19 protein-coding genes are annotated in these 23044 nt (G+C 70.9%); 9 read left to right on the top strand and 10 right to left on the bottom strand.

The features are described 5' to 3' along the window. Positions 1-39: 39 nt before the first annotated feature. Complete coding sequence (locus BLQ76_RS04180; protein WP_090669183.1) at positions 40-702, bottom strand: DNA-3-methyladenine glycosylase I; 663 nt, start codon at positions 700-702, stop codon at positions 40-42. A gap of 148 nt (positions 703-850) precedes the next feature. On the opposite strand from BLQ76_RS04180, the gene BLQ76_RS04175 reads away from it, so the two are divergent. From BLQ76_RS04175 to BLQ76_RS04165, 3 genes are all read left to right on the top strand, one after another. Next, a complete protein-coding gene (locus BLQ76_RS04175; RefSeq protein ID WP_090669180.1) occupies positions 851-1564 on the top strand; it encodes a DUF2927 domain-containing protein in 714 nt (237 codons plus the stop codon). Between the two features lie 146 nt (positions 1565-1710). Next, entirely contained in the window at positions 1711-2574 is an 864-nt protein-coding gene (locus BLQ76_RS04170; protein WP_090669177.1) for a L,D-transpeptidase, read from the top strand. A gap of 129 nt (positions 2575-2703) precedes the next feature. Further along, complete coding sequence (locus tag BLQ76_RS04165; protein WP_090669174.1) at positions 2704-3480, top strand: L,D-transpeptidase; 777 nt, start codon at positions 2704-2706, stop codon at positions 3478-3480. 52 nt (positions 3481-3532) lie between these two features. On the opposite strand, the gene glcF is transcribed toward BLQ76_RS04165, so the two are convergent. From glcF to BLQ76_RS04140, 5 genes are all read right to left on the bottom strand, one after another. Further along, complete coding sequence (glcF, locus tag BLQ76_RS04160) at positions 3533-4876, bottom strand: glycolate oxidase subunit GlcF (protein ID WP_090669171.1); 1344 nt, start codon at positions 4874-4876, stop codon at positions 3533-3535. 12 nt (positions 4877-4888) lie between these two features. Then, on the bottom strand, positions 4889-6109 hold the full coding sequence (gene glcE / locus BLQ76_RS04155; protein ID WP_090669168.1) for a glycolate oxidase subunit GlcE: 1221 nt from the start codon (positions 6107-6109) through the stop codon (positions 4889-4891). A 12-nt stretch (positions 6110-6121) separates the two neighbouring features. After that, complete coding sequence (locus BLQ76_RS04150) at positions 6122-7615, bottom strand: FAD-linked oxidase C-terminal domain-containing protein (RefSeq protein ID WP_090669166.1); 1494 nt, start codon at positions 7613-7615, stop codon at positions 6122-6124. 86 nt (positions 7616-7701) lie between these two features. Further along, on the bottom strand, positions 7702-8790 hold the full coding sequence (locus BLQ76_RS04145) for a phosphatase PAP2 family protein (RefSeq protein ID WP_090669163.1): 1089 nt from the start codon (positions 8788-8790) through the stop codon (positions 7702-7704). Positions 8791-8900: 110 nt separating this feature from the next. Beyond that, positions 8901-9698 carry an SDR family oxidoreductase gene (locus BLQ76_RS04140; protein WP_090669160.1) on the bottom strand — a complete coding sequence of 266 codons (798 nt, stop codon included), beginning with the start codon at positions 9696-9698 and terminating at the stop codon, positions 8901-8903. A gap of 181 nt (positions 9699-9879) precedes the next feature. On the opposite strand from BLQ76_RS04140, the gene BLQ76_RS04135 reads away from it, so the two are divergent. From BLQ76_RS04135 to BLQ76_RS04120, 4 genes are all read left to right on the top strand, one after another. Next, positions 9880-10626 carry a 16S rRNA (uracil(1498)-N(3))-methyltransferase gene (locus tag BLQ76_RS04135; RefSeq protein WP_090669157.1) on the top strand — a complete coding sequence of 249 codons (747 nt, stop codon included), beginning with the start codon at positions 9880-9882 and terminating at the stop codon, positions 10624-10626. A 128-nt stretch (positions 10627-10754) separates the two neighbouring features. Continuing rightward, positions 10755-12128 carry a glutamate--cysteine ligase gene (locus BLQ76_RS04130; protein ID WP_090669154.1) on the top strand — a complete coding sequence of 458 codons (1374 nt, stop codon included), beginning with the start codon at positions 10755-10757 and terminating at the stop codon, positions 12126-12128. A 99-nt stretch (positions 12129-12227) separates the two neighbouring features. Beyond that, a complete protein-coding gene (locus tag BLQ76_RS04125) occupies positions 12228-13010 on the top strand; it encodes a DUF937 domain-containing protein (RefSeq protein ID WP_090669152.1) in 783 nt (260 codons plus the stop codon). Between the two features lie 123 nt (positions 13011-13133). Continuing rightward, positions 13134-14450 carry a hemolysin family protein gene (locus BLQ76_RS04120; protein WP_090669149.1) on the top strand — a complete coding sequence of 439 codons (1317 nt, stop codon included), beginning with the start codon at positions 13134-13136 and terminating at the stop codon, positions 14448-14450. Between the two features lie 76 nt (positions 14451-14526). Here BLQ76_RS04120 and BLQ76_RS04115 read toward each other — a convergent pair whose 3' ends face one another. Then, positions 14527-14808: a DUF1127 domain-containing protein gene (locus BLQ76_RS04115; protein ID WP_244519461.1), complete on the bottom strand. Its 282-nt coding sequence runs from the start codon at positions 14806-14808 to the stop codon at positions 14527-14529. A gap of 194 nt (positions 14809-15002) precedes the next feature. Between BLQ76_RS04115 and BLQ76_RS04110 the strand changes: the two genes are divergently transcribed. Continuing rightward, a complete protein-coding gene (locus tag BLQ76_RS04110; RefSeq protein ID WP_090669633.1) occupies positions 15003-15950 on the top strand; it encodes a LysR substrate-binding domain-containing protein in 948 nt (315 codons plus the stop codon). Next, positions 15944-17605, top strand: coding sequence for an exodeoxyribonuclease VII large subunit (gene xseA, locus BLQ76_RS04105; RefSeq protein ID WP_090669146.1), 1662 nt, complete (start codon positions 15944-15946; stop codon positions 17603-17605). The genes BLQ76_RS04110 and xseA overlap by 7 nt, the downstream gene beginning before the upstream one ends. On the opposite strand, the gene BLQ76_RS04100 is transcribed toward xseA, so the two are convergent. Genes BLQ76_RS04100 through BLQ76_RS04090 form a run of 3 tightly spaced genes read right to left on the bottom strand, consistent with a single transcriptional unit; the run spans position 17606 to position 22972 of the window. Further along, positions 17606-20779, bottom strand: a complete 3174-nt coding sequence (locus BLQ76_RS04100) for an error-prone DNA polymerase (protein ID WP_090669144.1) — start codon at positions 20777-20779, stop codon at positions 17606-17608. It lies immediately after the preceding gene. Beyond that, positions 20779-22305: a Y-family DNA polymerase gene (locus tag BLQ76_RS04095; RefSeq protein WP_090669141.1), complete on the bottom strand. Its 1527-nt coding sequence runs from the start codon at positions 22303-22305 to the stop codon at positions 20779-20781. The genes BLQ76_RS04100 and BLQ76_RS04095 overlap by 1 nt, the downstream gene beginning before the upstream one ends. After that, positions 22226-22972: an ImuA family protein gene (locus tag BLQ76_RS04090; protein WP_090669630.1), complete on the bottom strand. Its 747-nt coding sequence runs from the start codon at positions 22970-22972 to the stop codon at positions 22226-22228. The genes BLQ76_RS04095 and BLQ76_RS04090 overlap by 80 nt, the downstream gene beginning before the upstream one ends. Positions 22973-23044: the final 72 nt, after the last annotated feature.

The raw sequence follows: 23044 nt of genomic DNA, 5'->3' as shown, positions 1-23044 counted from the left end.
CCGAGGGGCGAGAAAGAATGAACGAAATCGTGCCGCGTCCTAGCGGATCGAGGTTTTCGCGGCAAGTTCGGGCGGATCGGGCCTCTGGAACACGGCGCGCTCGTGTTCGCAGGCCTCGCGCACGCAGCACCCCTCCACGTGGTCGTTCACGAAGCCCATGGACTGGAGAAAGGCGTAGGCCGTGGTCGGTCCGACGAAGCGCAGCCCCCGGCCTCGCAGCGCCTTCGACAGTCGCCGCGAGGCCGGCGTCTCGGGATTGCGGCGCAGATACTCCGCATCCACCCTATCCGGCCGCTCGCTCGCGGGCGGCTCGAAGCTCCACAGAAAGGCGGCGAGCGAGCGACCCGTGTCCTCGCGCAGGGCGAGCACCGCCCGCGCGTTGCTGATCGCGGCCTCGATCTTGCCGCGATGGCGGATGAGTCCCGCATCCTGCAGCAGGGAGGCGACGTCGGCCTCGCCCATCTGCGCCACGCGTTCGATCCTGAAGCCGTGGAAGCGCTCGCGAAACCGCTCGCGCTTGCGCAGGATCGTGATCCACGAGAGCCCGGCCTGGAAGCCCTCGAGGCACAGCTTCTCGAAGAGGCGCTCGTCGTCGGCCGTCGGGCGACCCCATTCATGGTCGTGATAACGGCGGTAGAGTGGATCGCTTCCCGCCCAGGCGCAGCGCCGTGCCGTCTCGTTCCACGCCTGCTCCATCGCCATGCCCTTCGCGTCGCCCCTGCGACTTGGTGGCGCCATCGCGGTCCGGAAGGCAAGTCTTGCGTGGATGGGGCCGGGACCCGCTTGCGGCGCGCGCACGGGTTGCCGACAACACGCAAGGGGTGGCGGCGATCGTCAGGGAGGCGAAGCGATGGGGCGAGTGGTACGGGCGCTGGCGACGCTGGCGCTTCTCCTCGTTGCCCCGGCGGGCCAAGCCGCGCCGCTGCCCGCGCCGGCCGAGGTGATTCGCGGGTTCGAGACGGTGGTGTTCGGCGCCGAGTACACGGGCGCCTTTTCCGACTCGAGCTACGTCAAGAAGTTCGTCCGCCCCGTGCGCGTCGCGATCGAGGCGCGGGCGAGCAGCGACCGGAGCGCGGCGGTGCGCGCCTTCGTGCGCCAGATGGGACGCTCGATCCGGGGCCTCGACATCGCCATGGCCGCACGCGGCGAGCCGGGCAACTTCACGGTGCATGTCGTGGACCGGGCGGCCTACGGCGAGACCGTGCGCCGGATCTACGGCAACCCCCTCATGGAAACGCCGGGCAACTGCATCGTCCGCACGCTCTACGGGCGCGACGGCATCACGCGGTCCGACGCCGTTCTGGTTTCCGACGAGGGCGACGCCCTGTTCCGGCGCTGCCTCGTGGAGGAACTCCTGCAGGGCCTGGGACCGCTCAACGACAATAGCGACGCAGCCGACAGCGTCTTCAACGACACCTCGCGGCTGACGAGCTTCACGCCCTACGACCGGTTGATCCTCAACATGCTCTACGACCCGCGCCTGCGCCCCGGCCTGTCGCAGACGGAGGCGGCACCCCTCCTGCCGGCGATCCAGCGCGACGCGCGCCGGCGCCTTTCGCGCTGACGCTCCGGCAAACCAGGCCTTAACCATCCCGCCAGAGCGCGCGGGAGAGCGGGTGCCCGTTCACCTTTCGATGGGGACCGACGGCCCATCTTCGGGACAGAAAGCCCGCATTCCAGAGCGGGCCCGTTTCCCGGAGATCCCGCCCGATGCGCCGGATTGCGCCCCTCGTCCTCGCCCTCCTCACGGCTCTGCCCGCGCCGACCTTCGCGCGCGACCGCCCGCCGCTCTCGGTTCCGCGCGACCAGGCGGCCGAGGCCGTCCGGCAACTGTCGCCCGGCAGCGGCGTCGTCCCGGGCTATGCGCGCCAGAGCGTGGCGCGGCCCTATCCGGCGGGAACCGTGGTGTTCCGCGGCAGCGTGCCGGTCGGCATCGTGCGCGACGATACCGGCACCGTGGAGCCGCTCGGCTCGTATCGCGAGGAGCGCCGCGTCATGGGCGTCTTCGGCGGACCGGAGACGGCGCGCCCCGCACGCCGCGCCGCGGCGACCGCGCCGACGCTGGCCGCCTTTGCCGCGCCGCGCGGCGCCGTGCGGCAAACGCGCGCGCCCGAGATGGATCCGGCCTTCCTGCCGCGGACCGTGCGCTTCGAGCGCGGCTACGCGCCGGGCACGATCGTGGTCGATACGCGCGAGCGCTTCCTTTACCGCGTGGAAGCCGGCGGCCAGGCGCGACGCTACGGGGTCGGCGTCGGCAAGGACGGCTTCGGCTGGCGCGGCACCCACGCCGTGACGCGCAAGGCGGAATGGCCGACCTGGACGCCGCCCGCCGAGATGGTGGCACGCGAGCGCCTCAAGGGCCGCATCCTGCCGGCCCGCATGGAAGGGGGCGAGGCCAATCCGCTCGGCGCGCGCGCCCTCTACCTCGGCTCGACGCTCTACCGCATCCACGGCACCAACCAGCCCTGGACGATCGGGCAGGCCGTGTCGTCGGGCTGCATCCGCATGCGCAACGAGGACGTCATCGAACTCTACGAGAGCGTGCCGGTGGGCGCGCGTGTTGTTGTGCTTTGACGGCAACATAAAGTTGCAAATCGCCCACCCGAAGGCTCGCATCGGATCGCCCCGTCCCCTTGGCGTCTTGCGTCCGACCCCGGTCTCTCCATCCTTCTCCCAACAGCTTGTTTCAAGGACGGTTTTCCCATGAAGTCACCTCTCTTCGCGGCGCTTCTCGCCGCGGCCACGCTGGCGGGCGCCGCGGCGGCCGAGGCGCAGCAGGTGCGCTACTACGACTACAGCACGGGACAGTGGGTGCGCTCGGGAGATCGCGCGGCGATCCGCTCCGGCGGCCCGGCCCAGCCGCAGGTGCGACGCGGCGAGACCCGCCAGCCGAACGCCATGCGCAAGGTCGATCCGCGCTTCATGCGCCAGCCGGTCCGCATCTCCACCAAGGAGAAGGCGGGAACGATCATCATCGATACGGACCGCAAGTTCCTGTATCTCGTCGAGGGCGGCGGCACGGCGATCCGCTACGGCGTGGGCGTGGGCAAGGAGGGCTTTGCCTGGGGCGGCACGATGAACATCCAGCGCAAGGCCGAATGGCCCGGCTGGACGCCGCCGGCCGAGATGGTGCGCCGCGAGCGCGCCAAGGGTCGCATCCTTCCGGCCTACATGGCGGGCGGCCCGGAGAATCCACTTGGCGCGCGCGCCATGTACCTCTACCGCAACGGCCGCGACTCGATGTTCCGGATCCACGGCACCAACCAGCCCTGGACGATCGGCCTCAACATGTCGTCGGGCTGCATCCGCATGATGAACGAGGACGTGACCGACCTCTACGAGCGCGTCGGCAAGGGCACCAAGGTCGTGGTGCTCGCGCCCGGCGCGTCGGGCTCGCAGAAGGTCTATGCCGAGACCGGCTCGATCCGCCAGGCCAAGGCCGGCGGCCGCCCGCTGCTGGCCTCGATCTTCGGCGGCTGATCGCCCCCACGTCACAAGACTTCGAAAGGCCCGCTTCGGCGGGCCTTTTTCGTTACTCGGCGGCCTCGCGGACGGGCAGCGCCCGAAACGCCGGGCCCTCGAGCTTTCGCGGCGTCGGGCCGCCGAAGGCCCAGTCGAGAAGCTCCACCGTGTGGACCACGGGGATCGCGGTGGCCGAGCCGATCTGCGTCATGCAGCCGATGTTGCCAGTGGCGACGATCTCGGGGGCCACGCGCTCGATGTTGGCGACCTTGCGGTCGCGCAGCGTCGCCGCAATCTCGGGCTGCAGGATGTTGTAGGTTCCCGCCGAGCCGCAGCACAGGTGACCCTCCGGCACGTCGCGCACCGTGAAGCCGGCCTGGGCGAGCAGCACCTTGGGCTCGCGCGTCACGCGCTGACCGTGCTGCATGGAGCAGGCCGAGTGGTAGGCGACCACGGCATCCACCGGGTTCGCGGGCAGCGGCAGGTCGAGCGTCGCCAGGAACTCCGTCACGTCCTTGGCAAGGCTCGCCACCCGCGCGGCGCGCTCCGCATAGGCCGGATCGAGCCGCAGCATGTGACCGTAGTCCTTGACGGTGGTGCCGCAGCCCGACGTCGTGACGAGAATGGCGTCGAGCCCCCGCCCCTCGATCTCACGGCTCCACGCATCGACGTTGGCGCGCGCGAAGCCGAGCGCGGCATCCTCCCGGCCCATGTGGTGCGTCAGCGCCCCGCAGCAGCCCTCGCCTTGCGGCATCACGACCTCGACGCCGAGACGGCCGAGCAGGCGCACGGTCGCCTCGTTGATCGCGGGGTCGAGCACCCGTTGCGCGCAGCCTCGCAGGATCGCGACGCGCTTCACCGCCCGTCCCTCGGCCGCGCGCGTGCCGTCGCGGTCGTTGGCGGAGGCGGCGGGCACATGAAGCGGCGCCAGGCGCAGCATGGCGGCCAGCGGCCGCAAGGGCGCCACGCGGTCGAGGACGGGCGCGAGCGGGCGCGCGAGGCGCGCCGCCGCCAGGCTCAGGCGAAAGCGCCGGGGATAGGGCAGGACGGCGGCGAGCAGCTTCCGGATCAGGCGATCGGCGAGCGGGCGGCGGTAGGTCCGCTCGATATGGGCGCGGGCGTGATCCACGAGATGCATGTAGTTCACGCCGGACGGGCAGGTCGTCATGCAGGCGAGGCACGACAGGCAGCGGTCGATATGGGTGACGGTCTTGCGGTCGGCCGGCCGCCCCGTCTCCAGCATCTCCTTGACGAGGTAGATGCGCCCGCGCGGACTGTCGAGCTCGTTGCCGAGCGTCACGTAGGTCGGACAGGTCGCCGTGCAGAAGCCGCAATGCACGCACTTGCGGATGATGCCCTCGGAATGCGCGGTCTCGGGATCCTGAAGGGCTTGCGGGGTGAAGTGGGTCTGCATGGATGGTTGTTCCTACCCCATTCGTCCCGGATTCAGCACGCCGGCCGGATCGAACTGGTGCTTGAGCCGAGCCGAGAGCGCGGCCAGCGCGGCCGGTTGCGGCTGAAAGACCGGCGTTGCGGCGCGCTCGGCCACGCTCGCGCGCACCAGGGTCGCGTGGCCCCCGCCATGGCGCGCGACGAGACCGCGCACCAGCGCCTCGTCCGCGCCCGCCTCCATGCGCAGCCAGACGAGGCCGCCCTGCCAGTCGTAGAAGGCATCCGTGCCCGCCCCCATGCGCAGGTCCATGACGAAGGCCGGTGCATGGGTCGGGGCGAGCGACACGCGCCAGACCGGGCGCTCGGTCCCGTCGGCGAAGGGTCTTGCGTCGCGCACGTCGCGCCAGAAGCGGACCGAGGCCTCCCCCTCCAGCCGCTCCAGGCTTCCCAGGCGCTCCAGGCCGCGTGCCAGATGGTCGGCGCGCGCCGCCACCGACGGCGCGATGCCCTCCAGGCGGATCGCGGTCGCGGGCGCCCGGCCGAGCGCGCCGTCCACGACGCGGCCTGCGACGTCGTAGGGAAGGTGGGCGGCGCCCGACGCTTCCGCCGAGGAGCCCATGGCGCCCGCCATCGCACCCGCCGCCTGCTCGTCGTCGAGACCGCGCAGGAGCAGCGTCGTCTCGGTCGCGCTAGCCGGCAGGACCTTGATCGTGACCTCGGTGAGGACGGCGAGCGTGCCGAACGAGCCGGCCATGCCCTTGGACAGGTCGTAGCCCGTGACGTTCTTCACGACGCGTCCGCCGCTGCGGAAGATCTCGCCCCGGCCCGACACCGCCTCGATGCCGAGAACATGATCGCGCGCAGCCCCCGCCTTGATGCGACGCGGCCCCGACAGGTTGCAGGCCAGGAGCCCGCCGAGCGTGCCCTCCCCCCGCGCCCGTCCGTGGAGCGGGCCGTAGTCCATCGGCTCGAAGTCGAGGCGCTGGCCGCGGCTCGACAGGAGCGCCTCGATCTCGGCGAGCGGCGTTCCCGCGCGCGCGGACAGAACCAGCTCCTCCGGCTCGTAGAAAAGGATGCCCGACAGCCCGGCGGTGGACAGGGTGCGGGCCACCTGGACGGGCCTGCCGAGCCCGCCCTTCGAGCCGGTGCCCTCGACCGCGAGCGGCGTGCCCTGCGCCACCGCGTCGGCCACGATCGCGCGCACGTCCTCGGCCGTACCCGGCATGAGGCGCTCGGACGCCCGCGTTTCCACCATCGCGCTCAACGGTCAGAACCGCGGCAGTTCGGGAAAGGGCAGCTTTCCCTTGTGGACGTGGAGGCGGCCGAGCTCGGCGCAGCGGTGCAGCACGGGAAACACCTTGCCGGGGTTGAGGAGGTGCCGATCGTCGAAGGCGCACTTCACGCGGATCTGGTGGCGAAGGTCGTCCTCGCCGAACATCTCGGACATGAGGTCGCGCTTCTCGATGCCGACCCCGTGCTCGCCGGTCAGCACCCCGCCGACCTCGACGCACAGGCGCAGGATGTCGGCGCCGAAGTCCTCGGCGCGCTGCAGCTCGCCGTCCTTCGAGGCATCGTAGAGGATCAGTGGGTGAAGGTTGCCGTCGCCCGCATGGAAGACGTTGGCGACGGCGAGCCCGTAGCGCTCCGACAGCGCCTTCATGCCGGCGAGAACACGCGGCAGCTCGCGGCGCGGGATCGTGCCGTCCATGCAGAGATAGTCGGGCGAGATGCGCCCGACCGCCGGAAAGGCCGCCTTTCGCCCCGCCCAGAAGCTCAGACGCTCGGCATCGGACTGCGAGACGCGCGCGGTGGTGGCACCGTTGGCGGACGCGATGCCCTCGACCTCGGCGAGGAGATGGTCGACCTCGACCGCCGGCCCGTCGAGCTCGACGATCAGAAGCGCCTCGACGTCGCGGGGATAGCCGGCATGGACGAAGTCCTCCGCCGCATGGATCGCGGGACGGTCCATCATCTCCATGCCGCCGGGAATGATGCCCCGGGCGATGATGGCGGCGACGCACGCACCGGCCTGCTCGCTGGTGGGAAAGCCGATCAGCACGGCGCGCGCCGTCTCGGGCGCCTGGAGGACGCGGACCGTCACCTCGGTCACGACGCCAAGAAGCCCCTCCGAGCCGGTGACGAGGCCGAGAAGATCGTAGCCCTCGGCATCGAGGTGCTTGCCCCCTAAGCGCACCACCTCGCCTTCCATCGTGACGAGTTCGACGCCCAACACGTTGTTGGCGGTAAGGCCGTATTTCAGGCAGTGGACGCCGCCCGAGTTCTCCGCGACGTTGCCGCCGATCGAGCAGGCGATCTGCGAGGACGGGTCGGGCGCGTAGTAGAAGCCGGCGTGCTCCACCGCGCGCGTGATGCCGAGGTTGGTGACGCCGGGCTGCGCGACGACGCAGCGGTTGTCGAGATCGATCTCCAGGATGCGGTTGAAGCGCGACAGGACGAGGAGGACGCCGTCCTCCAGCGGCAGCGAGCCGCCGGACAGCGAGGTGCCCGAGCCGCGCGGCACGACCGGCACGCGGTTCTCGTGGCACCAGCGCAGGATCGCCTGCACCTGCGGCACGGTCTCCGGCAGAACGACGCAGAGCGGCATCTGGCGGTAGGCGGTGAGCGCGTCGGTCTCGAAGACCCGCATCTCCACCGGCTCGGCGACCACGCCCTCGCCCGGCACGATGCGCCGCATGGCCTCGGCGATCTCATGGCGGCGCGCCAGAATCGCGGGATCGGGCTTGGGCATGGCGATGGTCATGGGCGACCTCCCGGGATCTTTTGGAACGATCCTAACGCGGGATGCCGGCGGATGCGAAGCCGCAAATGGTCTCGGCGCGTCCGCGCCTAGACGGCTGCGGTCGCAAAGCGCGCGTCCCAGCGCCGGGCGAAGGGCGTGACCGCGAGCCAGATCGCTCCGGTCACGGCGAACGAGACGTAGGCGTCCAGCGCATAGTGCCAGCCGAGATGAATCGAGCCAACGAACACCAGCACCATGTGGGCGACAAGCCAGGGACGCAGGCGGGGGTGGAGGTCACGGGACGCCAGCACCATCAGGAAAGCCATCGCGTTGTGGAGGCTGGGCATGGCCGAGATGCCGAGATCGGCGTCGCCGCTTTGATAATGCGCCCACAGAATGTCCTGTACATCGAGCGCCCAGATCGGAAACACCGTATCGGCCTGGCGCAGATAGGCCATCAGCCCCGCATAGGGGTCAGCCCCTCCCACGGTGAGCGCGTAGTAGCAGGGTCCCGCCGAAGATAGAGTCAAGGCCAGGAGGTTGCCGGCGATCGCCCAGGTCAGAAAGAAGGTGAGAAGAAAGCGGGTGCGTCCCGTCGCACCGCTCGCCTGAGCCGCAAACACGAAGAACATGCCCCACATGAAGAAGAACCACATGTTGTAGTTCAGATTGATGAGGAACGTGACGACGGGCCATCCGAGCAGGGGCTGCAGCCATTCCCATGGCTGCCGACCGAAGTGAAGCGACCGGTCCCATGCGGCCAGAGTTGCGTCCCACGGAAAGCCGTCGGTCAGTTCGGGAATGTTGGCCTTGAACTGCGCGAAGCAGACCATGAAGATCGCGCTGGTCAGCGCCAACGGCAGCCACCGCTCCAGAAACCCGTCGCGCATGCCCTCGCCGGCATCCGCCACGAGCTGACGGATCGGGCTCGCGGGGCGCAGGTGGGAGACGTAGACACAGAACCGCAGGGCAATCGCGGTCACGAGCGACAGAAGCAGAAAATTGGTGAAGCGCGAGATCAGCGTGAGCAACCACTCCATCGGGTGGGCTCCGATGAACGGCCAGAGAACCGCCGCGAACATAAGTACGACCATATGGATCGGCGCATCGCGGCGCAGACCGTATTTCAGAAGTCCCCAGTCCAGACGGAAGCCGGACCGGGAACCGGCGACCGGAATCGAGGACGCTGGAATCATGGTGGGATGCCTTCAGGACCGAGCGACTAACGCGACGATCCTTGGCATGGCGTGTCTCAAGAAAGCGTTCGCGGCCCTTACGGAAGCCGCGAACGAAGACGTCTTCTGCACTAGTTCTGCACGGCCTGCACCGAGCCGCCGTCGACGCGGATGTTGGCGCCGTTGATGAACGAGGCGCGCTCCGAGACGAGGAGGGCAATGGCAGCGGCCACCTCGTCGGCCTCGCCGCGCCGCTTCTGGACGATGCCGGGCCGCTCCTCCTCCAGGAAGCTTTCGATCGCCTCCTCGAACGAGACGCCCTTCTCCTTGGCGCGCTTCTGCATCATCTCGTCGGTCATGTCGGTCGCGATAAAGGCGGGCGAGACCGTGTTGCACAGGACCCCGTCCGCGGCCGCCTTGTAGGAAAGTCCCTTCACGAACACCGAGAGCGCGGCCTTGGCGGTGTTGTAGGTCGCCTCCTCCCAGTAGGGCTGGGTGGCGTTCTCGGACACCACCGCGACGAAGCGGCCCCACCCGCGCGCCTTCATGGCCGGGATCGTGGCGCGCGCCACGCGCACCGCCGACAAGAAGTCGTTCTGGTAGGCTTCGAGATAATCCTCGTCGCGCATCTCGAGCGGGTCGCCCTTTTCGCCCGTGATGCCGCTCGTATGGACCACGATGTCGACCGCCCCGAAGCGATCGGCGGCCTGGCGGACCACCGCGTCCACCTCCGCGCCCACGGTCATGTCGGCGCCCACCGCGAAGGCCTCGGTGCCCAATTGCAGAACCTCCTCCTCGATGCCCTTGACGTCCTTGTCGGTCAACACGAGGCGGACGCCTTCCTCGGCCAGGATCTTGGCGACCGCCCAGCCCATGCCACCCGACGCGCCCGTGATGAGGGCGGTGCGTCCCTTGATGCGTAGATCCATTCTCTTCGGTTCCCGTGTTCGTGCCCGTCGCCCGACCACCGGAGCGCGGCTCCCTGGAAAGCGGTCGCGCCGCCCCTAGAAAGCGGTCAGGCGGGCGGTGCCTCCGATAGGCGCCGCGTCGCGGGTCGCGGTCGCAACGGGAAGTGCCGCGCAAAGGTTTCCCGGCAGGTGGCGAGACGAAATGCCCGACTACGAATTCAGGGGAACGCGCCTCTTCCTCGAGGCGGACCTGGCCGCCGGGACCGAGATCGAGGCGGACGCGGGCCAGACCAACTACCTCTTGAACGTCCTGCGTCTGGAGGACGAGGCTCTGATCCTCGTGTTCAACGGCCGCGCGGGGGAGTGGCAGGCCCGGCTGCGCCGCGAGGGCAAGCGGCGGGTCCGCATCGCGGTCGAGGCGCAAACGCGCCCGCAGCCGCCCGCCCCCGACCTCGTCTACCTCTTCGCTCCCCTGAAGTCGGCGCGGCTCGACTACACCGTCCAGAAGGCCGTGGAGATGGGCGCGGGCATCCTCCAGCCGGTCCAGACCCAGCACACGCAGGCTCCCCGCTTCAACGCCGAGCGCGCGCGCGCCAACGCGATCGAGGCCGCCGAGCAGTGCGGCGTCCTTCATGTGCCGGAATGCCGCGAGATGCGGCGCCTCGACGCGGTGCTGGGCGGCTGGGACGCGGGACGCACGCTCCTGTTCTGCGACGAGCGGGCGGAGAGCGCATCGCCCCTCGCGGCTCTGTCGCCCCTGGCCGGCCGGCCGCTCGCGCTCCTGATCGGGCCGGAGGGCGGGTTCTCCGAGCCCGAGCGCACCCTTCTGCTCGCTCTTCCCTTCGCGCGCGCCATCTCGCTCGGGCCCCGCATCCTGCGAGCCGATACGGCGGCGGTGGCCGCCCTTGCGGTGGTACAGGCGGCGGCCGGCGACTGGCGGACGGGCTGATCCCCATGCGCGACCGCACCGTTCGCCGGCTCCGCCCTTGCGCCAGGGCCGGAATCGCCGCAGACACCCTTTCCGCCGTCCGGCTCCGCCGGCGCTGACCTCGACAGTTCTTCCGGCCGGAGCTTCCCATGGCGCGCGACACCAGCGACCTGACGCCCATCCAAGCGATCGACGAGCTCGTCGACCACATCCGCTCGGGCGAGCGTCCGCCCGCCGAGTTCCGGATCGGCACCGAGCACGAGAAGTTTCCGTTCCGCCCCGCCGACCTGTCGCCCGTGCCCTACGAGGGCGAGACCGGCATCCGGGCGCTTCTGGAGGGCATGGGAGCCGAGACCGGCTGGGAGCCGATCCTCGACGAGGGACGCATCATCGGTCTGGCCGGAGGCGACGGAGAGGGTGCGATCTCGCTGGAGCCGGGCGGACAGTTCGAGCTGTCGGGCGCCCCTTTGGAAACCATCCACCAGACCTGCGCGGAGTCGAATCGTCATCTCGCGCAGGCTCGACGCGTCGCCGAGCCGCTCGGCATGCACTTTCTCGGCCTCGGCTCGAGTCCCTTGTGGCGCCTCGACGAGACGCCGCGCATGCCCAAGTCCCGCTACGCCATCATGGAGCGCTACATGCCGCGCGTCGGCACGCGCGGTCTCGACATGATGTTCCGCACCACCACGATCCAGGTGAACCTCGACTTCTCCTCGGAGCGCGACATGGCGCGCAAGATGGCGGTGTCGCTGCGCCTGCAGCCCGTGGCCTCGGCGCTGTTCGCCAACTCGCCCTTCACGGACGGCGCCCCGAACGGCGAGCAGTCCTGGCGCTGCGGCGTGTGGCGCGACGTCGACAACCGGCGCTCGGGCCTCCTGCCGGCCGCCTTCGAGCCGGGCTTCGGCTACCGCGACTACGTGGACTGGGCGCTGGACGTGCCGATGTACTTCGTGACGCGCGAGGGGCGCTATCACGACTGCACCGACATCACCTTCCGCCAGTTCCTGGACGGCGCGGGCCAGGGGCGCTTCCCGCATTCCGAGCCGACGCTCGGCGACTGGACCAACCATCTCTCCACCCTCTTCCCGGACGTGCGCCTCAAGCGCTTCTTGGAGATGCGCGGCGCCGACGGCGGTCCGTGGCGCGATATCTGCGCCCTGCCCGCCTTCTGGGTCGGCCTTCTCTACGACGAGGATGCGCTGGCCGAAGCAGAGGCGATGACGCGGGACTGGGGCTTCGAGGAGGTGGCGGCGCTGCGCGCGGCGGTTCCCGAACGGGGTCTCGACGCGCCGTTCCGCGGCGGCACGGCGCTCCAACTCGCCCGCAAGGCGCTGGGGATCTCGCGGGGCGGCCTCGAGCGGCGCAACCGGCTCAACAGCGACGGTCTCGACGAGACGATCTTCCTGGCCCCGCTCGAGGACACGGCCGCGCGCGGAACGACGCCCGCGCAGGAGCTCCTGCGCCGGTTCGAGGGACCCTGGGAGCGGCGCATGGAGCCGCTTTTCCGCCACCTGACCTACTGATCCCGCCGTCCCGCCCGCTTGTGGGCCGCCATGCCCTTGGCAGCGGACCACGGTTGGCCCCACACTCGGCCTTTCCACGCACCGAAAGGCTTCGACACCATGCCCGACTTCTTCGACTGGCTGAGCGCGGCCGACGCGGGACAGGCGACCGATCGCCTGGCAGAGCGCTTCCGGCTGAGCCAGGAGGAGATGCGCGCCACGACCGACGCGCTGGTGCCCGCCTTCATGCTGGGCCTTCGGCGGGCGATGGGCGATCCGGCGGCTTGGGCCGACGTCACGCAGGCGGCTGAGGCCTTTGTGCCGGGCACCGGTGCCGTGCCGTCCATGGCGGACGGCCGGCGTCTCCTGGATGCCCTGTTCGGCCCGGAACTGTCCGACGCGGTGGCGCGGCGCGCCTCGGCCCTGACCGGCCAGACGCCGGACGTCATCCAGACCATGATGCCCGCGCTCGGCGCACTGACGATCCAGTCGATGCTCGGCATGGCGGGCCGCCACTATCCGACCGACAACGCGGGACAGGCGCTGGCCGAGGCCCTGAAGCGCTCGGCGGCGGCGGTGGAAGCCTTCAACCGGCCCTCGGGAAGCACCGCCGGCGCCGGGTCCATGCCGTTCTTCGCCGATGCGATGCGCCTCGGCCTTCCCTGGATGAGCTGGCCGGGCGCCGCGGGCGCCGCACCGCCGGCCGCCGATCCCTTCGCCATGTTCGCGAGCCTGTTCCAGCCCGCGCCCGCCCCGAAGCGTTCGGCGTCGTCGCCGCCGCGCGCGGGCGCAGCGCCCCCCTCGTTCTGGGACATGATGTCGGATGCGCAGGCCGCGCAGGCCGAAGCGGTCAGAGACATGATGGCTCTCTTTTCGCGCTTCGAGAAGTCATCCAAGTCTTGATGAAAACCGGCGCGCGTCCGGTCAACGAAAGTTTCGCGGCCTGCCCCATGGAGTGAAGGCAAGCCAGACCCTATACTGCGGCCGGATGAAACAGGGGGCCCGACGCGCTCCCACGGACACCGGATGCTGATCTTCAACCTTCTGATCGTCGTTTTCCTGATTCTTCTGAACGGGTTCTTTGCAATGTCGGAATTGGCGGTGGTGTCGTCCCGCCGTATCCGGCTCCAGCAGATGGCGCAGAACGGGCGGAGAGGGGCGAACGCCGCCCTGAAGCTGGTGGAGGATCCCACCGGCTTCCTGTCCACGGTCCAGGTCGGCATCACACTCGTCGGCATCTTCGCGGGTGCCTACGGCGGCTCGGTCTTCTCCGCGCCGGTCGCCTCGCTTCTCCAGTCCCTGGGCGTTCCCGCGGCCTCGGCCGAGACCGCCGCCTTCGCGCTGGTGGTCGTTCTGATCACCTACTTCTCGCTGATCCTGGGCGAGCTCGTTCCCAAGCGCTTCGCCCTGGCCCATCCCGAGGGCATCGCCTGCTTCGTCGCGCCGTTCATGCGCTTCCTGTCGATGATCGGCGCGCCGATCGTCTGGTTCCTGCGAGTGTCCACCGAGGCCGTCGGCAAGCTGGTCGGCGCCAACGCCACGACCGAGAACTCGGTGACCGAGGAGGAGGTCAAGGCGATGATCGCCGAGGGCACCGAGTCGGGCGTCTTCGAGGAGAAGGAGCGCGAGATGCTGGAAGGCGTCCTGCGCATCGCCGACCGCAACGCCCGCTCCATCATGGTACCGCGCCCCGACGTGTCCTGGGTGTCGCTCGCCGACGACCCGATCGCGATCCTCGACGAGATCCATTCGAGCGGCCATTCGCGCTTTCCCGTCGCCAACGAGGACATCGACGACCTCGTGGGCGTCGTGCAGGCCAAGGAGCTTCTCGACCAGTACCGGCGCACGGGCTCGGTCGACATCCGCGCCGCCGTGCGCGAGCCGCTCTACGTCAACGAGACCATGCCGGTGCTCAAGCTCCTGGAGCGCTTCCGCACCGCCAACATCCACATGGCGATCGTGCTCGACGAGTACGGCTCGTTCGAGGGCCTCGTGACGCCGACCGACATCCTCGCCGCGATCTCGGGCGCCCTGCCCGAGGGATCGGACGACGAATACGCGGTGGTCAAGCGCGAGGACGGCTCGTTCCTGATCGACGGCGGCATGCCGATCGACGACGTCGAGCGCGCGCTCGGCAACGCCAACCTGCCCGAGGAGCGCGACTACGAGACGCTCGCGGGCTTCATCCTCGATCAGTTCGGCCACATCCCCGAGGCCGGCGAGGCGATCCGCTACGGCCATTGGCGCTTCGAGGTCGTGGACCTCGACGGCCGGCGCATCGACAAGGTGCTGGCGACCTACACCGACACGCAGGCGGCCGAGACCGTATCCGAAGACGCCTGACGGCAGCCGTCTCCATGCAAAAAGGCCCGCGCCGGGACTGCCGGCGCGGGCCTTTTTCGTGTCGCGTGCAGCGGCCTCAGGGCCGGCGGACGGACCGCACCGGCGCCCGGCGCTTCTGGGCGCTGATCGCCATCCGGAGGGTCGGATCCTCGCGCCAGTCGGCGTTCATCGCGGCATGAACGTCGTCGCGCTTCAGGCCGATGTCGGTCAGGAGGTAGTCCGGCAGTTCCGAGACGCGATAGGCGGCGCGTCGGTTCACGAGCGTGCGCACCATGGCGCGGGCGACCTGGACGAGGGTGGCGGGTGCGCGCAGGAGCGCGGACAGCGACAGTTCGGAAGCGGGCGAGACGAGCGACATGGCCTGGATCTCCTTGGGCCGGGGGGTAACGGGACCGTTCGGACAGAGCTTCGCCGGGCCGCCCGGACGGGAGTTCCGGGAGGTGGAAAAGAACGCCGCATCGGTCGGGCTGAGAATGAGATAGAACCGCTTGACGGATCAGACCAACGAATGTTTGGAATGGTCTGCATCAGATACCGTGATGGATGAACGCCATGGCGACCCCTCTCGATCTCGACCAGCTCCGCACCTTCGTGGCGATCGTGGACGCCGGTTCCTTCACCCGCGCGGCGGAGGAGGTGTTCAAGACGCAGTCGGCCGTGTCCATGCAGGTCCGCCGCCTGGAGGAGCGTCTGGGAACGGAGCTCTTCGAGCGCTCGGGGCGGCAGGTGAAGCTGACCGATGCGGGCGCACGGCTTCTGGGCTATGCCCGCCGCATGCTGGTTCTCAGCCAGGAGACGCTGTCGGCCTTCGACGAGGAGACGATCGAGGGCCACGTGCGCATCGGCCTGCCGGACGACTATGCCGAGCGGTTCCTGCCCGAGATCATGGCGCGCTTCGTGCGCTCCAACCCGCGCGTCGAGCTGCAGATCGCCTGCGAGACGACGACGAGCCTGATCGAGCATGTCGAGAAGGGGCACCTCGACGTCGCGCTCGTCTGCCCGACCCGCACCAACGCCTGGTCGGAGATCGTGCGCACCGAGCCACTGCACTTCGTGACCTCCGCCGCCCATTCCACGCACGAGGAGCCGGTGCTGCCGCTCGCCATCGGCCGCGCGGACTGCGCCTGGCGCCAGGAGGGCATCGCGGCGCTGAACCGGATCGGCCGGCCGCACCGCATCCTGTTCACGTCCTGGTCGGCGCAGATCGTGACTTCGGCGGTGCTCGCCGGCCTGGCCGTCAGCGTCCTGCCGGAATGCGCGCTACGCCCCGGCATGCGGGTGCTCGGCGAGGCGGACGGGTTTCCGGCGCTGTCGGACGCGCAGATCGCGGTGATGCTGGGGCGCAACGCCGGCTCGCCGGCGGCGGCCGCGCTTGTCGACCATATCCGCGCCTCGTTGCGCAACCTCGTGACCGAGCCCGTCCTGCCGGCTCCGCGCGTGTCGGCCTCGCTGGCCGGCCGTGCGGTCCGGCCGCGCGCCGAAGCGGTGGCCGCATGGTGAGCGCCCGCACGACGGCCCGGGCGGCCGCGGCCGAGCCCGCCGGCACGAACGCCGCCGAGTATACGGTCTCGGAAATCTCGGGCGCGCTGAAGCGCACGGTCGAGGACGCCTTCGGGCATGTGCGCGTGCGCGGCGAGATCTCGGGCTATCGCGGCCCCCATTCCTCGGGCCACGCCTATTTCGCCCTCAAGGACGACAAGTCCCGGCTCGAGGCCGTGATCTGGCGCGGCTCCATGCTGAAGATCGCCTTCAAGCCCGAAGAAGGGCTGGAGGTCATCGCCACCGGCAAGCTCACGACCTTCCCGGGCTCGTCCAAGTACCAGATCGTGATCGAGCAGATGGAGCCGGCGGGCGCCGGCGCCCTGATGGCGCTGCTCAACGAGCGACGCCTGAAGCTGGAGGCCGAGGGCCTGTTCGCGCAGGCGCGCAAGCGTCCCCTGCCCTTCCTGCCGCGCGTCATCGGCATCGTCACCTCGCCGACCGGCGCGGTGATCCGCGACATCCGCCACCGCATCGCCGACCGCTTTCCGCTGCATCTCCTGGTCTGGCCGGTGCGCGTGCAGGGCGAGACCTGCGGCGAGGAGGTTTCGGCGGCCATTCGAGGCTTCAACGCGATCGAGCCCGGCGGCGCGATCCCGCGCCCCGACCTGCTGATCGTGGCGCGCGGCGGCGGCTCGCTCGAGGACCTCTGGGGCTTCAACGACGAGAGCGTGGTGCGCGCCGCGGCGGCCAGCGACATCCCGCTGATCTCCGCGGTCGGCCACGAGACCGACTGGACCCTGATCGACCACGCGGCCGACCGCCGGGCGCCGACGCCGACGGGCGCGGCCGAGATGGCGGTGCCGGTGCGCGCCGACCTCGTGGCGACGCTGGCGGCGATCGGCGCCCGCTCGGGTGCAGCGGTCTCGCGCACGCTCCAGGGCGAGCGGCGCCAGCTGGTATCGCTCGCCCGCGCGCTGCCCACCGTCGATGCGCTCCTCGCCCTGCCCCGCCGCCGGCTCGACGAGGCGGAGGGCTCGCTCGGCCGGTCGCTGCGCTTGTCCTTGTCGGAGCGTCGGCGAGCGCTGTCCGAGATCGCGGCCGGGCTCGCGCCCGGCCAGCTCGAGGCGGGCCTGCGCGAGAAGCGCGCGAGCCTTCGCCATGCCGAGGCGCGGGTCCTGCAGGGCGCGCGCGCCCTTCTGGCCGAGCGTCGGCACCGGCTCGACCGTCTCGGTGCCAGCCTCCGGCCCAACGCCGTCGCCAGCCGCAGCGCCGAGGCGCGCCACCGCCTCCTGACCCTCGGTGACCGGCTGGACCGGGCGCAGCTCACCGCACTGGAGCGTCGTCGCGGGACGCTGAACAACGCCTGGCGCGTGGCCGACAGCCTCAACCCGCGCAACGTCCTGGAGCGGGGCTACGCGATCGTGCGCGGCGAAGGGGACATGCCGATCACGCGGCCCGAGGATCTTCTGCCCGGCACGCGCTTCGAGCTGGAATTTGCGCGCGGGCGCCGGCGCGCGGCGGTCGCGGTGGATGCGCGCGCCGAGCCGCCAGAGGGCGGCGGCGAGGAAGCGGTGCCGGCGGCGATCGCCGTCGCGCCGGCGGCCAGGCCCGCCCGCCCTAAGCGCCGGCAGCAGCGCGCCGAGGCCGACGCCGTGCAGGGCGACCTGTTCTAGCTAGCGGAAGTCGCGCGTCTTCATCCGCAGGCCGCTGGCATTCGAGGGCGGCGCGAGGGCGTCTCCGGCGCGTCCGCGCGCCGAGACGCTGCTGAGCGCGTCCGACAGGTCCGCCAGGCGCCGCACCACGAGATGCACCACCGGGCCCTGGCGCTGGATGCGCCCGCGCGCCGAGACGAGATGCGAGCCGAGGATCGCGCGCCGGTTCGCCTCGAAGACCTTGGGCCAGATCACGAGGTTGGCGGTCGCGGTCTCGTCCTCGAGCGTCATGAACATCGTGCCCTTGGCCGAGCCCGGACGCTGTCGCAGGAGCGCGAGGCCCGCGACCTCGACCCATGCGCCGTCGCGCGCCGCCATCGCCTCGGCGCAGGTCACCATGCGTCGGCGCTTCAGATCGGCGCGCAGGAAGGCGAGCGGATGGGCGCGCAGCGACAGGCCGACATGGCCGTAGTCGGCCACCACCTCGCCTCCTTCCGGCATGGGCAGGAGGAGCGGCGGCGCTTCCCAGATCTCGGGGACATCGCGCGCGGCCGCCTTAGCCGCGGCGGCAAACAGCGGCAGCGGCTCGTCGGCGAGCGCGCGCGTCACCCAGATCGCCTCGCGCCGCGACAGGCCGAGACCATCGCGAAAGGCGTCGGCGTCGGCCAGCTCGCGCAGCGCATCGGCAGGCGTCCCCGCGCGCCGCCACAGATCCTCGATGCTGCCGAAGGCGCCGCTCCCGCGCGCCGCGACGAGGCGGTCCGCCTGCGCCCGAGCCAGCCCCTTCACCATGCGAAGGCCGAGCCGAACCGCATGGTCATCGCCCATGGGCTCCAGGGTGCAATCCCAGTCCGAGCGGTTCACGCACACGGGGCGCACCACGATGCCGTGCGCCTCCGCGTCGCGCACGATCTGGGCCGGCGCGTAGAAGCCCATGGGCTGCGAGTTGAGGAGCGCCGCGCAGAAGACGTCCGGGTGGTGGCACTTGATCCAGGCCGAGGCGTAGGCGAGGAGCGCGAAGGACGCCGCGTGGCTTTCCGGAAAGCCGTAGGAGCCGAAGCCTTCCAGCTGGCGGAACATGCGCTCGGCGAAGTCGCGCTCGTAGCCGTTGCCGATCATGCCCTGGACCAGCTTGTCGCGGAACCGGGACACGCCGCCCGTCAGCTTGAAGGTCGCCATGGCGCGGCGCAGCTCGTCGGCCTCGTTGGCGGTGAAGCCCGCGCAGTCGATCGCGACGCGCATGGCCTGCTCCTGAAAGAGCGGCACGCCGAGCGTCTTGCCGAGCACGGCCTCGAGTTCGGGCTTGGGATATTCCGGCGTTTCCTTGCCCTCGCGCCGCCGGAGATAGGGGTGCACCATGTCGCCCTGGATCGGGCCGGGGCGCACGATCGCGACCTGGATCACGAGGTCGTAGAGCTCGCGCGGCTTCATGCGCGGTAGCATCGACATCTGCGCGCGCGACTCGATCTGGAACGTGCCGACCGTATCGGCGCGGGTGATCATCGCGTAGGTCGGCTCGTCCCCTTGTGGGATCGAGGCGAGCGTCAGCGCCTCGTTCTTGTGCTGTCCGATCATCGCCAGCGCACGGCGCAGGACCGAGAGCATGCCGAGCCCGAGTACGTCGACCTTCATGAAGTTGAGGTGGTCGATGTCGTCCTTGTCCCATTCGATCACCTGCCGGTCGGCCATGGCGGCGGGCTCGATCGGCACGAGATCGTCGAGCCGGTCGCGGGTCAGAACGAAGCCGCCGGGATGCTGCGACAGGTGGCGGGGCGTGCCGATCAGCTGTTCGGCGAGTTCGAGAGCCAATCGCAGGCGCCGGTCGCCGAGGTTCAGGTTGAGCCCGGCCGCGTGCTTCTCCTCGATCCCCTCCGACCAGCTCCAGACCGAGCGCGACAGGGCCTGCAGAAGGTCGGGCGGCAAGCCCAGCACGCGGCCGACGTCGCGCAGCGCCCCGCGCGGACGGTAGGTGACGGCGACCGAGCAGAGCGCGGCGCGCTCGCGCCCATAGGTGTCGTAGACCCACTGGATCACCTCCTCGCGCCGCTCGTGCTCGAAGTCGACGTCGATGTCGGGCGGCTCGTTGCGGTTCTCCGACACGAAGCGCTCGAACAGAAGGTCGTGAACGGTGGGGTCGATCGAGGTGATGCCGAGGCAGAAGCAGACGGCGGAGTTGGCCGCCGAGCCGCGGCCCTGGCACAGGATGCCCTGGCTTCGGGCAAAGCGCACGATACTGTCGACGGTCAGGAAGTAGCGGGGGTAGTCCATCTTCTCGATCAGGTCGAGCTCGTGCCGGAGCGCCCGGATCACCTTGTCCGGCACGTTCTCGCCGTAGCGCCAGCGCGCCCCCTCGAAGGCGAGCTTGCGCAGCGTTTCCTGCGGAGAAAGCTCGGGATGGCGACGCTCCTCGGGATACTGGTACTCCAGCTCGTTCAGCGAGAAGCGGCAGCGCGCGACGATCTCGCGCGTGCGGGCGAGCGCGTCGGGATAGCGCGCGAACAATCGGTGCATCTCGGCGGGCGGCTTGAGGTAGCGGTCGGCGTGGCGCTCGCGCAGGAAGCCCGCCTCGTCGATCGTCACGCCATGGCGGATGCAGGTGACGACGTCCTGCAGGATGCGCCGGCCCGGCTCGTGGTAGAGGACGTCGTTGGTGACGACGGTGCGCACGCCGGCGGCCAGAGCCAGGCCCGACAGCTCGTGCAGGCGCAGCTGGTCGTTCGGCCGTCGGCGCAGCGTCAGCGCCATGTAGGCCCGGTCGCCGAACGCATCGGCAAGGCGCGCGAGCTCGCCCGCCAGGCGCTCGTCCGCCTCGTCCGGCACCAGCACGGCGAGAAGCCCCTCGCGGCTAGCGGCGAGGTCGCTCCAGAACAGGATGCAGCGCCCCTTGCCGGTGCGGCTCTTGCCGAGCGTCAGCAGGCGGCAAAGGCGCCCGTAGGCCGCGCGCGTCGTGGGATAGACGAGCACCGGCAGCGCGTCCGCCAGGTCCAGCCGGCAGCCCACGACGAGGCGGATGCCGGTCACCTCGGCGGCGACCTTGGCCCGCACGATTCCGGCCAGCGAGTTGCGGTCGACCACCGCCATGGCCTCGATGCCCATGAGGCTCGCGGTCGCGAACAGCTCGTTGGGCGAGGAAGCGCCGCGCAGGAACGAGTAGTGCGAGGTCGCCTGGAGCTCGGCGTAGCGGGGCGCGTCCACTATCCGAACACGCCGTGGAGGAACCAGGCGCCCGAGCCGGTCTCGGTGCGCTCGCCGTCGCCCGCGCGGAAGATCCAGTAGCGCTCGCCCCCTTCCGTCTCGACGCGGAAGTAGTCGCGCGACAGCGCCGTCTCGCGCTCGGTGCGCCACCATTCGCCGAAGACGCGCTCGGGCCCGTCGGCGCGCGTCACGCGGTGGCGCGTGCCCGCCAGCGTGAAGGAGGCAGGCGGGTGGTCCGGCAGGAGGGCGAGCGTCTGGATCGGCCGGGGTCGCGGCAGGAGGCGCCCAGGGCGCGGCCAGCGGTCGTGCCAGCTCGCGCCGTCGTCGGGGGCGAGCGCCTCGACGCGGCGCACGGAGCGCTCGGGCACGTCGCTTTGCGCCGGGGCGAAGCGGTAGACGCGCCGCTCGCCGACGCGCGTCGCGAGGATGTCGACGAGCGCCGAGAGGTCGACCGTCCCCGGCGCCTCCTCGCCCAGGTCGGTGGCGATCTGCCGCTCGGCCAACGGCTCGGTGCCGGTGGCGGCGAGCCGCATGGTCTCGATGCCGAAGCCCGGATCCACCGTGCCCAGCCGCTCGGCCAGCAGGCGCAGGAGATGGGCGGGATCACGCACCGGGCGGCCGGTGCCGACCCGCAGCACCTGGCGCGTGTTGTCGACGCGGCCGAAGAGAAGGTCGAGCCGTCGCGCGCCGAGCCGGCGCGCCTCCATGTCGGCGCACAGACGTCCCATGAGGATGGCGAGGTGGCGGTCGATCGTCTCGCGCGCCGAGATCGGCTCGGCGAAGACGCGGCGCACCTCGACCGGCGCGCTCTCGCGCACGGGCTCGATCGGCTCGGGCACGGAACCGAGCGCTTGGTCGAGGCGGCGCAGGGTCGGCGATCCGAAACGCCGGGCCAGCCCCGCGCGCGGCTGGCGCAGAAGGTCGCCGATGCGAACGAGGCCGAGGTGGCGCAACTCCGGCAGGTGCGCGGGATCGAGCCGCAGCGCCTCGACGGGCAGCGGCTCTATGCCTTGGCGCGTCTCGCCCGGCGCCACGATCGCAAGGCGCGCACCGCTGTGGCGGGCCGCGGCATGGGCGGCGCCCCAGGTGTCGGCGACCGCGGCGCGCGCCTCGAGGCCGGAAGCATGGAGCCGGTCCACGAGGCAACGCAGAAGCGCCTCCTCGTCGCCGTGCAGATGCTCGGTTCCCGTGATCTCCATCACCAGCCCGTCCGGCGGGTCGGCGGCGACGACGGGGGAGAAGCGCAGGGCCCAGAGCGCGAGGCGCTCCAGCGCCTCGGCATCGCCCCGCGCATCCGTCTCCAGAACCGCCAACCCCGGCACCATGGCCTGCGCCTTGGCGGCCGGCAGGCCGACGCGCAGGCCCGCCGCCTCGGCGAGCCGGTCGGCGGCCCGCACGATGCGGCGGTTGCCCTCGCGCTCGACGAGCACGAGCGGCGTCTCGGCGTCAGGCGCGCTGCCGGGCGACTTGCGGCGCAGCCGATCGGTCGGCCAGCGGGGCAGAAACAGCGAGACGACCCGACCCATCGACGGCTTCCACTTCAAAGGCGGCGGGCTCGCCCCCGCGGCACCGCACCAGTTCCAGACGCCAGCGCCCGCTTCCCAGGCCCGGAACCGCAAGCGGCAGCGAGGCGTGCGAGGCGACGCGCCAGCGCGTCAGCGAGGCGGTGGGCAGGCCCGCGTCCTCCTCGGGCGAGGGACGCAGCGCGAGGGCGAGCACGCCCGAGCGCTCGGCCGCGAGCTGCAGGCGGCGCGAGGCGGTCGCAGGCAGGCGCGCGACCTCGGCCACCACCGCGCCCAGCCCCCCGTGGCGCAGCCCCTCCTCGAAGCAGGCGAGAAGCGCGCGGTCCTCGCCCGCCTCCACGAAGAGGACGCGCCCGTGAGCCAAGCCCGCCTGATGGAGGCCGGGCGCGAACAGGTCCTGTCGCGCGACGCACCACAGGACGGAGCCGCGTGTGCGGGCCGCGATCCCGGCGCAAAACAACGTCGCCGCCGTGCGGTCCGCCAGCCGCGCGCCCCCCGGCGCCACCTCGTGCAGCGCGCCGAGCACCAGACCGCCGCCCGGCAGCCGCTCGTCGATCGCCTCCACCCCGAAGGGCAGGACATCGCGGCCGGGCGCGAGCGCTCCTTCCAGCCGGCGCACGCGCCGGCGCAGCTCGTCGAGCGAGACAGGCGATGGAGAAGGGTCCGGCATGGGCGCGGTCCAGATGCGAATCACGAGGCGTCAGGGCGATATGTTCCCTTTTTGTTCCGCGTCCAGCCGTTC

The sequence above is a fragment of the Aureimonas jatrophae genome (genome assembly GCF_900104035.1).
Classification (GTDB): domain Bacteria; phylum Pseudomonadota; class Alphaproteobacteria; order Rhizobiales; family Rhizobiaceae; genus Aureimonas; species Aureimonas jatrophae.
This window is presented reverse-complemented; position numbering and strand designations above follow the sequence as displayed.

Excerpts from the sequence above, each read along its gene's own strand:
- BLQ76_RS04170 (WP_090669177.1), top strand. The coding sequence starts at position 1,711 with ATGCGCCGGATTGCGCCCCTCGTCCTCGCCCTCCTCACGGCTCTGCCC.
- BLQ76_RS04135 (WP_090669157.1), top strand. The coding sequence starts at position 9,880 with ATGCCCGACTACGAATTCAGGGGAACGCGCCTCTTCCTCGAGGCGGAC.
- glcE (WP_090669168.1), bottom strand. The coding sequence starts at position 6,109 with ATGGTGGAAACGCGGGCGTCCGAGCGCCTCATGCCGGGTACGGCCGAG.
- BLQ76_RS04165 (WP_090669174.1), top strand. The coding sequence starts at position 2,704 with ATGAAGTCACCTCTCTTCGCGGCGCTTCTCGCCGCGGCCACGCTGGCG.
- BLQ76_RS04095 (WP_090669141.1), bottom strand. The coding sequence starts at position 22,305 with ATGGGTCGGGTCGTCTCGCTGTTTCTGCCCCGCTGGCCGACCGATCGG.
- BLQ76_RS04115 (WP_244519461.1), bottom strand. The coding sequence starts at position 14,808 with ATGTCGCTCGTCTCGCCCGCTTCCGAACTGTCGCTGTCCGCGCTCCTG.
- BLQ76_RS04125 (WP_090669152.1), top strand. The coding sequence starts at position 12,228 with ATGCCCGACTTCTTCGACTGGCTGAGCGCGGCCGACGCGGGACAGGCG.
- BLQ76_RS04120 (WP_090669149.1), top strand. The coding sequence starts at position 13,134 with ATGCTGATCTTCAACCTTCTGATCGTCGTTTTCCTGATTCTTCTGAAC.
- BLQ76_RS04130 (WP_090669154.1), top strand. The coding sequence starts at position 10,755 with ATGGCGCGCGACACCAGCGACCTGACGCCCATCCAAGCGATCGACGAG.
- BLQ76_RS04140 (WP_090669160.1), bottom strand. The coding sequence starts at position 9,698 with ATGGATCTACGCATCAAGGGACGCACCGCCCTCATCACGGGCGCGTCG.
- BLQ76_RS04150 (WP_090669166.1), bottom strand. The coding sequence starts at position 7,615 with ATGACCATCGCCATGCCCAAGCCCGATCCCGCGATTCTGGCGCGCCGC.
- BLQ76_RS04090 (WP_090669630.1), bottom strand. The coding sequence starts at position 22,972 with ATGCCGGACCCTTCTCCATCGCCTGTCTCGCTCGACGAGCTGCGCCGG.
- xseA (WP_090669146.1), top strand. The coding sequence starts at position 15,944 with ATGGTGAGCGCCCGCACGACGGCCCGGGCGGCCGCGGCCGAGCCCGCC.
- BLQ76_RS04180 (WP_090669183.1), bottom strand. The coding sequence starts at position 702 with ATGGCGATGGAGCAGGCGTGGAACGAGACGGCACGGCGCTGCGCCTGG.
- BLQ76_RS04110 (WP_090669633.1), top strand. The coding sequence starts at position 15,003 with ATGGCGACCCCTCTCGATCTCGACCAGCTCCGCACCTTCGTGGCGATC.
- glcF (WP_090669171.1), bottom strand. The coding sequence starts at position 4,876 with ATGCAGACCCACTTCACCCCGCAAGCCCTTCAGGATCCCGAGACCGCG.
- BLQ76_RS04175 (WP_090669180.1), top strand. The coding sequence starts at position 851 with ATGGGGCGAGTGGTACGGGCGCTGGCGACGCTGGCGCTTCTCCTCGTT.
- BLQ76_RS04145 (WP_090669163.1), bottom strand. The coding sequence starts at position 8,790 with ATGATTCCAGCGTCCTCGATTCCGGTCGCCGGTTCCCGGTCCGGCTTC.